Consider the following 12084-nt stretch of genomic DNA (forward strand, 5'->3'; position numbering starts at 1 on the left):
CGGGCGGTTCGCGCTATCACGCGCCGAAGAAGTGGACGACGAAGTAGACGACGGCGGCGACCGAGGCGGCCATGGGCATGGTGAGGACCCAGGCGGTGATGATGTTGCCGGCGACGCCCCAGCGGACGGCGGAGAGCCGCTTCGTCGCGCCGACGCCCATGATGCAGGACGTGATCGTGTGCGTGGTGGAAATTGGAGCGTGCCAGATGTAGGCGGTCGCGTACAGGATCATCGAGGCCGTCGATTCAGCGGCGAACCCCTTCGGCGGATCGAGCTCGATCACCCTGCGGCCGAGCGTCCGCATGATCCGCCAGCCTCCGGCGTACGTGCCGAGGGAGAGGGCGCCGGCGCAGGCGACGATGACCCACAGCGGGACGCTCTTGCCGTCGGAGTGTCCGGTGGTGACGAGCGCCAGGACGATGATGCCCATCGTCTTCTGCGCGTCCTGCAGGCCGTGGCCCAGCGCCATCGACGCCGCGGAGAGCGACTGCGCGATCCGGAAGCGGCGGGCGATCCGGCCGGGGTTGGCGCGGCGGAAGATCCACAGGATGGCGATCATCACCAGGTAGGCCAGGCCGAACCCGGCCACCGGTGAGATCACCATCGGAATGGCGACCTTCTCCACGACGGTGCTCCAGCTCACCGTGGACGCCGACGCGAGCCCGGCCCCGACCACGCCGCCGATCAGGGCGTGGGAGGACGAGGAGGGCAGCCCGAAGTACCAGGTGATGAGGTTCCACGTGATCGCGCCGAGCACGCCCGCGGCGACCACGGTGAGGCCGTGCAGCCCGGTCGGCGGGGTGATGACCTCGCTGACGGTCTTGGCGACCTCGACGCCGAGCAGCGCGCCGATCAGGTTCATGACGGCCGCCATCAGCAGCGCCGCCCGCGGCGTCAGCGCACGGGTGGACACCGAGGTGGCGATGGCGTTGGCGGCGTCGTGGAACCCGTTGGTGTAGTCGAAGACCAGCGCGATGACGACGACGAGGACGAGCACGGCGGCCTGCGCGTCCGAGCGCAGCCCGAGCGCCCCGGCGAGGATCACCGCGAGGAAGCCCAGCAGCAGGACGGGCCAGAACCTGGCCGGGCCGCGGCGGATCTGCTCGCCGAGGGTCGGCTCGGCGCCGGGCGCCTCGTCCTTGGTCAGCGTCGCGCCGACAGGCCCGCCCACGGAATGGGCGGCGGGACCGCGCGGCTCTGTGCCTTGCGGCTCGTCCCGCACGCTCATGATTCCTTGACCGCGATGGTCTCGACCGTGTTCGCGACGTGCTCGAACGCGTCGGCCGCGTCCTCCAGGCGGTCGATGATCTGCTTCAGCTTCAGCACCGTGAGGGTGTCGTACTCGCCGCTGAACAGCTTCGCGAGCAGCTTGCGGTAGACCTTGTCGCCCTGGTTCTCCAGCCGGTTGATCTCGATCCAGTACTCGTTGAGCTCCTTCATCGACCGCAGCTTCGGCATGGCCTCCGCGGTCAGCTCCGCCGCGCGTTCCAGCACCTCCACCATGTGGACGATGCCCTTGGGGAACTCTTCGATCTTGTAGAGGTCGACGAGGTCGGCCGCCTCCTCCATCTCGTCCATCACGTCGTCGATCGTCGAGGCCAGCCGGTAGATGTCCTCGCGGTCGAAGGGCGTGATGAACGTTTCGTTCAGCCGGCGCATGATCGCGTGGGTGCATTCGTCGCCCGCGTGCTCGCAGGCGCGCATCTTCTCCGCGATCGCTGCCCGGTCGGCACCGTCGCTGATGAGCTCCACGAGCAGCCTGGCGCCGGTGACCAGGTTGTTCGCCGAGTCGGCGAACATGTCGTAGAAGCTGTCCTCACGCGGCGTGAGACGCAAGCGCACGTCGTTCTCCTGATGTGCCGGAACAGTCCGCAGAGGATCGTAGGCGCTACCAGCCGTAAAAAGAACCTTTGCCCCAGCTTCGGCTGGTGTCCGCCATCCTCTCACTTCCAAGATTGCCCCGGATCATCAGGTACATACCCGCCGTGCGCCCCGTATCTGCGGGGACGGCCGCCGTTTCGGCGCCTCGGGACGGGCCGCCGCCGAGCAACCGGTCAAGATCATAAGTGAGATTTGTTACACGGGCAGGTCAGCGGGCGGGTGGCCGGATGAGGCGCGAAAAGACGAGCCGGGGACGCCGTGATCGGCGTCCCCGGCTCGCTGCGCGCGACTGCTCTGCTCTTCAGCTGGGAGGACGTCCTCCCAAGCCCCCCTGGGACCGCTCTCAGTCCCGTGGCGTCAGCTCGCGACGACCGGCTTCGTCGGACCGTACCCCGAGCACCATGTCGATTTCGGCGATGGTCAGCGGCCGTTCAGCCGCCGCCACCGCGCTGAGCATCTCGGCATAGAGTTCGATCTCGTCCAGCGCAACACGGTCGTGGACGCGCAAATCGAGGTTCTGGCGCACCGCGTCCACCTCCGTTCGTTCCCCACACCCAAGTCGAGGCTACGCGCCTCGCCCGGACCGGCCTATGACCCAAGAGGGCCATTCGAGGGCCACCCGTGACCCTGTCAATCCGGGGGACGCCCACCTGAACGATCTAGGCACCGGCCCTCGGCGACTCCCCGTACCCTTCCCATCTGACGCCCGTCTGATGCATATGTCGCAAACGTCCCGCGTGTCGGACGCGGCGGACGCCGGTCAAGCGCGGTCGGACGCGGCGGTCAGGGGCCGGGGCGGAAGTCGCCGAGCATCTGCTCCAGCGCGCTCTCGGGCAGGTCGCGGGCCGTCAGCCGGGCCACGGTGGCGGCGTTGACGTCGGCGCCCGCGAGCCGGGCGGCCTGCCGCGCCACCGTCTGCTCGAACAGCGCGCGGACCGTCCGGGCGTAGGCGAACTGCGGGTCGCCGCGCAGCCGCGCGAACCGGTTCAGCAGCTCGACGCGCAGTTCCTCGTCCAGGACGTAGAGGTCGCGTTCGGCGTAGCTCTGGAAGAGCCGCACCATGTCGCGGTCGCCCATCCCGGTGAACTCCACGACCCGGCCGAACTCGGCCCGGAACGCCGCGTTGCCCGCGAGGAAGCCCTCCATCTCGGCCGCCGGGCTGGAGCAGACCACCATGAACCGGGCGCCGCCCGCGTTCATGCGGCGGAGCAGCTCGGCCACGACGGGAGGGCTCCGGTCGAGCCGGTACGCCTCCTGGATGAGCAGGACCCCGCCGAGCGCCTGCTCGACCATGCCCGCGACCCGGTTCTCGGTGTCGGCCCGGTCGCGTCCCGCCAGGTGGACGGGACGGCACGCGACCACGTGCCCCGACTCCAGCAGCCCGAGCGCCGCGTAGATGCCGCCGACGAGGCCCGCCACGGTCGTCTTCCCGGTGCCGGGCGGGCCCACGAAGATCAGGTGCCGGCCCTCGCCGGCGGCCACCCCGTAGCGCGCCCGGTCGGCGGCGAGCCCGGCCTCGTCGGCCAGCTCGTGCACGGCGGCCTTGACGTCGTCCAGCCCGGTGAGCTGTTCGAGTTGCCGCAGGTAGCCGTCGATGTCGCCGGGCGGACGCAGCGCGGGCTCGATGCCCTCCGCGACACCCGCCAGGTCGTCCGGGGTCAGCACGAGACGGTCGTGGGACGCCCCGGCTCGCTCCATGTTCCGTTGCGCGGCCTGGTCCAGGTACGCCTCGACCAGCCGCGCGTTGACGAGGTCGCCCGGCCCGCGAAGCCGGTTCAGGTCCTCGCGGGCGACCTCCATCGCGGACGCGCCGATCGTGACGCGCCGCTCCTCGGCCAGCAGATGCAGCAGCATCATGCGGTTGTCGAGGTCGCTGAAGTCGGGCAGCCGGTGGACGCGGAACGTCTGGACGAGCTTGGGATGCTCGCGCAGGAGCCGCTTGTACGCCTGCGGCTCGCACGTCGCGATCACGGGCGTGGTGTTGACGGGGTCGCGGCGGGCCCGGCGCACCGCGCCGACGACCGCCACCGGGTCGCGCGCGCTGGAGATCGCCACGTCCAGCCGCTCGAACAGGACGACCGGGCCGGGCTGAGCGAGGATCTGCCCGATCCGCTCGGCCGGCGCGTCCCGGACGTCCTCCGCGTCGTGCGCGCGGATCGACCCGTCGCCGAGGCCCGCGTTCGCCAGCGTCAGCGCGATCAGCCGCGACAGCCTCCGCTGCCCCGAGTGCGGCCCGCCGACCAGCAGCACGCCCGGCACCCCCGGCTTGATCGAGCTGGGCGCGCCGTCCACCCGGGTCTCCTCGGCGCCCTCGCCGCCGGGCGCGTCCCACTCCTGGACCTGCTTGCGCACGTCGGCGAGCAGTTCGCTCGCGTCATGGTCGCCGTAGACGAAGCCGAAGCCGAAGCGCTCCAGGACGCGGCGTTCGCTCCGGTCCTTCGGGGGCGGGATCTCGTGGACGGGCTGGTCCGGGGCAGGCGTGTCGTCCAGGAAGTCGAAGTCGCCGACCATCGTCTTGGACATGACCTTCGTCCCCGGTCCGGCTCCAGGGACGGGTGGCGGCGGCTGGGCGGGTTCGTCGTCCAGGTCGCCGGGTCCCAGAATCCGCGTGCCGGGCGGACTCGCCGGGCCCGTCTGAGGTAGTGCTCCCGCCTGGTCCTCCACGCGAGTGGAGTACGGATCGAACGCGGCGGGCGCCGGCGGCTGCTGCTGCTGGAATTGCTGCTGCGGTTCTGGAGGCGCGACGGGATTCGGCGGCGGCTGCGAGACGTTCGGCGACGGCGGCGGACCCTGCTGCGGAGGAGCGGCACCGGACGGCTGGTAGCCGAGGTGGGTGTACGGCGGCACGAAGTTCGCGTCCTGCTGCTCCGGCACCGCGGCTGGCGGAGGCGGCGCCGGAGAAGCGCTCTGCATGGGCGCGTGGTTCTGCACCTGGTTCTGCATTGGAGCAGGACTCTGTATAGGCGCAGGGCTCTGCATGGGAGCCGGGTTCTGCGCAGGCACCGGAGGTGCTGCACCCGGACGCTGGAATCCGAGTTCCGTGTAAGGCGGCGCTGCGTTCCCCTCGTCCCGGTCCTCCTCGGTGGGGGCGCCGCCCATTATCGGGTCTGGAGGAGCGAATGCGGCTTGCTGCCCAGGACCGGCCATCTGATGGACGGCCGCCTGGTTGGCCGCCGCGTCACCGTACGGCTGCGCGGGCGGCTGGACGAACGGACGGTCAGGCTCGGACGGCGCGCTCTGCGCATGCGGAGGCGTCCCTGGAGCGATCCCTGGCTGGCTCTGCATGCTGAACGGTGTCGGCTGCGGTGGGGCAGGGTTGGGCGGTGGCGTGGCGGTCGGGGCGGCGGCCGTGGCGCGGGCCCGGTTCCGTCCGATGATCCCGGCGATGATCGAGGTCGGGACGGGGAAGCCGCGCGGCCGCGCGGGCATCCCGCCGAGCCGGCACCAGGCCAGGTCGACCTCGTACATCGCGGCGAGCAGCGTCTCCGCGCCCGAGCCCGACCCGGCCGCGGACCGCAGCGGCTCGGGGAGGCGCATGTCCTGCGGCCAGAGCCGCCGCAGCGGATGGCCCTTCTGCTCCGACACCGCCTGCACCGTGTAGCGGATCTCCGGGTCCAGCCACGGGACGATGGTGCCGACCATGTCCTTGCGGACGACGTCCAGATCGGCGGCGAGCAGCGCGGCGGCCACTAGGCGAGGCTCGATGTATGCGGGTTCCGAGGGGTCGCCCGAGAGCCCGGCTATCAATTCGCTGAGCGTGTAGAAGGCGTGCCGGAAGTTGTCCCCTGGCGAGCTCTCGTTCCTCAGCGAGGGAACCAGGTTCGGTGGGCAGCGCGTCAGCCACTGCTGGACGATCGCCTGGTCGCCGTACGGCAGCGTCCCGTAGTCGACGGTCGGATTGGCGAGCGTGGTGCCGAGGATGGCGAGCAGCGCGTCCGCCCGGATCTGGAACCGGACGTCTTCGCGCAGCGCGCTGGCGACGGCCCACATCGTCCGCAGGACGACGACCGCCGCGTCCACCCTGCTGGCCCGCAGCCGTTCGGCGTAGAGCCCGACCAGCGTCTCCAGCGGGGGCGGGGTGAGCCAGCGCGGGCCGTCCACGCGCGGGAGCGGCTTGGCGCGGTAGGGCTTCCACAGGTCGAGCATCTGCGCGTCCAGCCGCGAGTCGAACGCGGGCGAGGACGAGCACCACAGCATCACGCCCCAGGCCACGACCACGGTGGACGGCGCGTCATTGGAGAACTCCGGCCACCAGTGCGGGTAGTCGGGCGCGGACAGCGTCGCCGCCGACTCGACGGTCGACCGGACGCGCGACGTCAGCTCGGTCGCGAACCCATGCCCGACGAACGGCAGGCCCGTAGGCGGGTCGTACGAGAAGTCGGGCCCGGCCGGAATGACGTGCGGCGGGAGCGTGGGAACCTGCACCCCGCCCTGCTGCGCGGGCCGCGCCGCCATCCGGACGGCGGGCGTGCGGGGCGGCGGGCACAGGTACCACTGCCCGTCGGCCGGATGCAGCCGGTACCAGCGGGCCCAAGCGCCGAACAGCCACCAGGTGCCGTCCGGCAGGACGAGCATGCGGCCGCCGATGGCGTGGTGGCGCTGCTGCGGAGGCGCCGACGGCCACCATGCGGCGGCCACCATCGCCCTCGTGTCCCGCTCTGCCTCCGCGAACGGATCCTGCCCCATCGGGGGGCTGGGCGGCGGAGCATTGCCATAGCCCGGTCCCCACACCACGATGGTCATGGTAGTCAGCAGAACACTGCAGGGGTCCCGCCCACCGGCGCATTCGTCACATCTCCGCAGGTCAGGGACTTATCATTCCGACCTTGACGGCGGCTCTGGACGAAGGCGCGGTCAGTCCCACGCGACGGTGCGGTGCCGTTTCGCCTTCTCCGCGTACACCTCGGGCGTGTGCGTCAGGACGAGCCGGTCGTCGTCGGTCAGTTCCCGGACGATCCGCCCCGGCGTCCCGGCGACGAGCACGCCGGACGGGATCTTCTTGCCGGGCGGCACCAGCGCGCCCGCGGCGATCAGCGTCCCGGAGCCGATCCGCGCCCCGTTCAGGACGATCGCGCCGATGCCGATGAGCGAGCCCGTCTCGACGTGGGCGCCGTGCACCATCGCCTTGTGGCCGAGGCTGACGCGGTCCTCCAGGACGGCGGGCGTCCCGGGGTCGGCGTGAAGGCAGCAGAGGTCCTGGATGTTGCACTCCTCGCCGACGACGATCGCCTCGTCGTCGCCGCGCAGCACCGAGCCGTACCAGACGCTGGACGCGCGGCCGAGCGCGACCCGTCCGACGACGACCGCGCCGGGCGCGATCCACGCCTCGGGGTGGATGTCCGGCCGGTCCTCGCCCAACGTTCCGAGATACGTCATGCCGCCGATGCTAGGACGGCCGCCCCGCCGCCCGTGCCCCACCCCGGGATAGCGCGAATTTTCCGAGATTGGATAGTTTGTCGCCCTTACCAGGTGAAGAAACCACGACGAGAAGCGCGTTCCGGTTGCGCGAATGGGGTGGACCGGACGAGAGTCGTCCTGACGTTTCCACAGTTGGACCCGCTGACCGGCGGGCGAGGAGAGCAACCGACCCTGACGGGGTGATCACCCCCGCCAACGACCCCCAAGGCATCATGAGCAACGAAGCCGAAATCCTGCCGAACCTCCTCCAAGAAGACTCACACGAGTTCGAGATCGTCATGCGCGGCTACAACCGCCGCCAGGTCGACGACTACATCGCGCGCTTCGTCCAGAAGAACCGCGAACTCGAGGCGCGGCTCGCCCGCGCCCACGACGACTCCGAGCGGCTCCGCCGCGAGATGGCCGAGCTCCGGGAGGCGCGCAAGCCGACCGGCGACGACCTCAGCGACCGGCTCCGCCAGATCATCAACCTCGCCGAGGACGAGGCCCAGGACAAGGTCGCCGAGGCCGAGGCCAAGGGGGCGGAGATCCGCAAGGACGCCGAGCAGGAGTCCAAGCGGATCATCGACGAGGCGCGCTCGCACGCGGACAAGAACCTCGCCCAGGCGCAGGACAAGGCCGAGCACGTGCTCGCGTCCGCCAAGAAGGAGTCCGAGAGCGTCCTCGGGTCCGCCAAGCAGGAGGCCGAGCAGACGGTGACCAGCGCGCGGCTGGAGGCCGAGCGCACCCTCACCGCGTCCGAGCGCCGCGCCAGCGTGATCAACGAGGGCGCGACGCAGCGGCTGACGTCGCTCACCAAGAACCACACCCAGGCCCTGCAGCGGCTCACCGAGATCAGCGAGACGCTGCACCGCCTCCTCACGGCGGAGAACGAGGCGGGCCCGCTGGAGAAGATGGTGGAGGACGCCGTCCGGCAGACCGCGCCGCGCAAGCAGCAGCCGTCCCAGCCCTCCTCGCCGCCGCCCGCGAAGCCGATGCCGTCGTCGGCGTCGGCGGCGTCCAAGCCGGCCGCCTCGACCGCCTCGGCCGCCTCGGCTGCTCCGGCCTCGCCGGCGCCTTCGCAGCAGGGCGGCCCGTCCATGAAGAAGCCCGAGCCGCCCGCCGACGCCCCCGACCCGTCCGCCGCGCAGGCCAAGCCCGCGCGCCCGGCCGAGGACGCGGGCCCGACCCCGCCGCCGCCCGGTCCCGTCGTCCCGCCCCAGCAGTCCCGCGGGCCGATCGAGCTCTAGGCGCGGCTGAGACCGACCGCGACGTGTCCGCCCAGGGGTCGCCCCTGGGCGGACACAGCCGTTTCTAGGATCCCGCGTCGCCTCTAGGATCGTTGCGTGAGCAAGAGGACCCACACGCGCAACGGCACCGCCCGCCCGATCAGGCTCCTCGGCGATCCGGTCCTGCGCACCGAATGCGATCCGGTCCGGACGTTCGACGCCTCCCTCCAGCGCCTCGTCGACGACATGTTCGTCACCATGTACGAGGAGGACGGCGCGGGCGTGGCCGCCAACCAGGTGGGCGTGGGCCTGCGGGTGTTCGTGTACGACTGCAAGGACGACGAAGGGCGCAGGCACATCGGCCACGTCGTCAACCCGAGACTCGTGGCCGCCGACGGGGAACTGCTCGTCGAGCCGGAAGGCTGCCTGTCCGTGCCCGGCATGCACTTCGAGACGGCCCGCCACGCGCACGCGGTCGTCGAAGGCGTGGACGTGAAGGGAAAGCCCGTCCGCGTCGAGGGCACCGGCTACTTCGCCCGCTGCCTCCAGCACGAGTGCGGGCACCTGGAGGGCAACGTCTACATCGACGTCCTGTCGGGCGACGCTCGCCGCGAGGCCATGCGCGCCATCCGCTCCGTGACCCGCTTGAGCCGTTGACCAGGGACAGGACGGCTGACACCGCATTCAACCGATCCCCTGCGGTCATTCAGGTGACTTTCAGGTAGAGATGGGAACCTCTGCAGTGATTGCGGAGGGGGTCAGTGCCATTGGTTGATCGGACGGCGAACGGCGGCAAGACGGCGGAGGCGACCCTGCTCGTCGTCGAGGACGAGCCCAACATCCTGGAGCTTCTCGCCGGCAGCCTGCGCTTCACCGGGTTCGACGTGTTCACCGCGACCAACGGGGCCGACGCGGTCCAGTCGGCGCGGCGGCACCGCCCGGACCTCATCGTCCTGGACGTGATGCTGCCCGACATCGACGGTTTCGACGTCGCGCGGCGGCTGCGGTCCGGCGGCGACCACACCCCCGTGCTGTTCCTGACCGCGCGGGACGGCGTGCAGGACCGGGTCAAGGGCCTGACGATCGGCGGGGACGACTACGTCACCAAGCCGTTCAGCCTGGAGGAGGTCATCGCGCGGATCCGGGCCGTCCTGCGGCGGTTCCGCGGCGGCCAGACGGAGCCGCCGCCGCGGATGGTGTTCGCGGACGTCGAGCTCGACGAGGACAGCCACGAGGTGTGGCGCGGCGGGCGCGCGATCCAGCTGTCGCCGACGGAGTTCAAGCTGCTGCGCTACTTCATGGCCAACGCGGGACGGGTCGTGTCGAAGGCGCAGATCCTCGACCACGTGTGGAACTACGACTTCCGCGGCGACGCGGGCATCGTGGAGTCGTACGTGTCGGCGCTGCGCCGCAAGGTCGACAACGCCGAGCCGAGGCTCATCCACACTCTGCGCGGGGTGGGGTACGTCCTGCGCGAGCCGTCGAGATCTGGCTGATGGCCACGCGGTTCCCGCCGTCCGCGGCCCACCCGGCGCCGCCGACGCGGGCCGACGGCATCCCCGTCGTTCCCGGAGGTCCGGGCGGGCCCGGCGGCCCGGGCGGTCCAGGCCGTCCAGGCGGGGGCGCCGCTGGTGACAGTGGGCCCCGCTGGCCGCGGCGCGAGCTGTCCCGGATGTGGGGCCGGACGCCGCTGCGCGTGAAGCTGATCGCCGGAATGCTCGTCCTGGTCACGCTCGGGATGACCGTGATGGGGGCGGCGGGCGCGTCCGTCCTGCGGCAGTACCTGGTCGGACGGGCCGACGACCAGCTGCGCGGCTCGGTCGGGCGGGCGATCGACCAGGTCGTCGAGGGGATGCGGCGCGGGCAGCGGGAGATCAACGTCCGGATCCCGAGCGAGATGTACGCGCAGGTCAGGTCCACGGGCGGCGCGATCGTCTGGCAGAACTCGGCGTGGAGCGAGTCCGGGCATCCGAAGCTGCCCGCCGACATGAGCGAGCGCATGGACCAGCCGTTCACCGTGTCCGGGACGGGCGGGTCGCAGTGGCGGATCCTGGCAGCGCCGGTCGCGGGCGGCGTGCTCGTCCTGGCGTTCAGCCTGGAGGAGGTCGACCGGACCGTCCGGCGGCTGGTGGCGATCGACGCGATCGTGGGGCTGCTGGTGCTGGGCGTCCTGACCGGCCTCGGCGTGTGGGTCGTCCGGGCCAGCCTGCGCCCGCTGTCGGCGGTGGAGGAGACCGCGGGCGCGATCGCGGCCGGGGACCTGTCCCGGCGCGTCCCGCAGGCGGACCCGCGCACCGAGATGGGACGGCTCGGCCGGTCGCTGAACACGATGCTCGCGCAGATCGAGGCGGCGTTCGGGGCGCGGGCCGAGTCGGAGGCCGCGGCGCGCCGGTCGGAGGAGACCGCGCGCCGGTCGGAGGAGCGGATGCGGCGGTTCATCGCGGACGCCAGCCACGAGCTGCGCACCCCGCTGACCGCGATCCGCGGCTTCGCCGAGTTCTACCGGCAGGGCGCGGCCCGCACTCCCGACGAGCTGGGCCGGCTGATCGGCCGGATCGAGGAGACCGCGGCCCGGATGGGCCTGCTGGTGGAGGACCTGTTGCTGCTCGCCCGGCTGGACCGGCAGCGTCCGATCGAGCGGCGGCCGGTGGATCTCCTCGCCGTCGCCGCCGACTCTGTCCAGGAGGCCAGAGTTCTCGCACCCGAACGCGAGATAGAGCTGGCGGTGGAGGGCGGGCTGGCGTACCAGGTGCGGGGGGACGAGGCGCGCCTGCGCCAGGTCCTCGGAAACCTGCTGGCCAACGCGGTCACCCACACGCCGGAGGGCACGCCGGTCGAGGTGCGCCTCTCGCCGGGCACGCTGTGCAAGGCCCCCGCCGTGATCGTCGAGGTCGTGGACGCGGGCCCCGGCCTCTCCCCCGAGCAGGCGGAACGCGTCTTCGAGCGCTTCTACCGCGCCGACGAGGCCCGCTCCCGCGCGGGCGGCGGCACGGGCCTCGGCCTCGCCATCGTCGCCGCGCTGGTCGCCGCCCACGAGGGGCTGGTGGAGGCCGACTCCGCACCCGGCGAGGGCGCCACGTTCAGGGTCGTCCTGCCTCTGGACGAAGACTGAGGGCCGTATTCAGGCAACGTTCAGCTAAGTGCGTTTAAGTGGCCGTACAGGGCGCGCCCCCTTCTCGACGGAGAGCGGGAGCCCGCGCCCTGGCCAGCTCGCGACCGCCCGGCGTTCGCGCAGCGCCGCACCGGCACCGCGGCCGAGGGGACGTAACGCCGCACGTCCCTTCGGCCGCGGTTTTTCGTGATAGCCGCTTTCAGCACACTTTCAGGTTGGCTCCAGGCAGCCTGCAGCCCCGGCGCGCACGCTCCATGGTGAGCGATCGACAGGGGGACCAGATGAACGACGACCGGCCGCAGCAGCAGCCTTGGGAGCCCGGACGTCCGGGCATCGCACCGCAGTGGGCCCCGCCGCCCTGGCAGCCGGCTCCGGCACCGGCACCGGCCGGCGGCCCGCGCCTGCTCGGCACGACCCGGCAGAAGATCGCCGCCGCGGGGGCGGCGCTGGCGCTGGCGCTGGGGG

General features: G+C 71.8%; 10 protein-coding genes. 5 read left to right on the forward strand and 5 right to left on the reverse strand.

Annotated elements, in window-relative coordinates:
• Nucleotides 1-16 precede the first annotated feature (16 nt).
• The 5 genes from E1287_RS26455 to E1287_RS26475 all read right to left on the reverse strand — a co-directional run bounded on the left by E1287_RS26455 (nucleotide 17) and on the right by E1287_RS26475 (nucleotide 7257).
• Nucleotides 17-1228: an inorganic phosphate transporter gene (locus E1287_RS26455; RefSeq protein WP_243719450.1), complete on the reverse strand. Its 1212-nt coding sequence runs from the start codon at nucleotides 1226-1228 to the stop codon at nucleotides 17-19.
• Complete coding sequence (locus E1287_RS26460) at nucleotides 1225-1842, reverse strand: DUF47 family protein (protein WP_131967776.1); 618 nt, start codon at nucleotides 1840-1842, stop codon at nucleotides 1225-1227. Before E1287_RS26460 ends, E1287_RS26455 begins: the two co-directional genes overlap by 4 nt.
• A gap of 382 nt (nucleotides 1843-2224) precedes the next feature.
• Nucleotides 2225-2416 (reverse strand): hypothetical protein, encoded by a 192-nt coding sequence (locus E1287_RS26465; protein WP_347813985.1) that lies wholly within the window; start codon nucleotides 2414-2416, stop codon nucleotides 2225-2227.
• 248 nt (nucleotides 2417-2664) lie between these two features.
• A complete protein-coding gene (locus E1287_RS26470; protein ID WP_131967777.1) occupies nucleotides 2665-6624 on the reverse strand; it encodes an AAA family ATPase in 3960 nt (1319 codons plus the stop codon).
• A gap of 111 nt (nucleotides 6625-6735) precedes the next feature.
• Nucleotides 6736-7257, reverse strand: a complete 522-nt coding sequence (locus E1287_RS26475) for a gamma carbonic anhydrase family protein (protein WP_207934470.1) — start codon at nucleotides 7255-7257, stop codon at nucleotides 6736-6738.
• Nucleotides 7258-7478: 221 nt separating this feature from the next.
• On the opposite strand from E1287_RS26475, the gene E1287_RS46405 reads away from it, so the two are divergent.
• The 5 genes from E1287_RS46405 to E1287_RS26500 form a co-directional block, all read left to right on the forward strand.
• Nucleotides 7479-8528 carry a DivIVA domain-containing protein gene (locus tag E1287_RS46405; protein ID WP_279506935.1) on the forward strand — a complete coding sequence of 350 codons (1050 nt, stop codon included), beginning with the start codon at nucleotides 7479-7481 and terminating at the stop codon, nucleotides 8526-8528.
• Between the two features lie 96 nt (nucleotides 8529-8624).
• Entirely contained in the window at nucleotides 8625-9164 is a 540-nt protein-coding gene (def, locus tag E1287_RS26485) for a peptide deformylase (RefSeq protein ID WP_131967779.1), read from the forward strand.
• 110 nt (nucleotides 9165-9274) lie between these two features.
• Entirely contained in the window at nucleotides 9275-10003 is a 729-nt protein-coding gene (locus E1287_RS26490) for a response regulator transcription factor (RefSeq protein ID WP_131967783.1), read from the forward strand.
• On the forward strand, nucleotides 10003-11619 hold the full coding sequence (locus E1287_RS26495; protein WP_279506939.1) for a HAMP domain-containing sensor histidine kinase: 1617 nt from the start codon (nucleotides 10003-10005) through the stop codon (nucleotides 11617-11619). The genes E1287_RS26490 and E1287_RS26495 overlap by 1 nt, the downstream gene beginning before the upstream one ends.
• Before the next feature lie 281 nt (nucleotides 11620-11900).
• Nucleotides 11901-12084, forward strand: a 184-nt coding sequence (locus E1287_RS26500) for a hypothetical protein (protein ID WP_207934471.1), incomplete at its 3' end; no start/stop codon positions are given.

This window comes from Actinomadura sp. KC06, assembly GCF_004348735.1.
GTDB lineage: Bacteria > Actinomycetota > Actinomycetes > Streptosporangiales > Streptosporangiaceae > Spirillospora.

What these genes read in the sequence shown, in the direction of transcription:
- E1287_RS26470 (WP_131967777.1), bottom strand. Translation starts at nt 6,624, where the DNA reads ATGACCATCGTGGTGTGGGGACCGGGCTATGGCAATGCTCCGCCGCCC.
- E1287_RS26495 (WP_279506939.1), top strand. Translation starts at nt 10,003, where the DNA reads ATGGCCACGCGGTTCCCGCCGTCCGCGGCCCACCCGGCGCCGCCGACG.
- E1287_RS26475 (WP_207934470.1), bottom strand. Translation starts at nt 7,257, where the DNA reads ATGACGTATCTCGGAACGTTGGGCGAGGACCGGCCGGACATCCACCCC.
- E1287_RS26455 (WP_243719450.1), bottom strand. Translation starts at nt 1,228, where the DNA reads ATGAGCGTGCGGGACGAGCCGCAAGGCACAGAGCCGCGCGGTCCCGCC.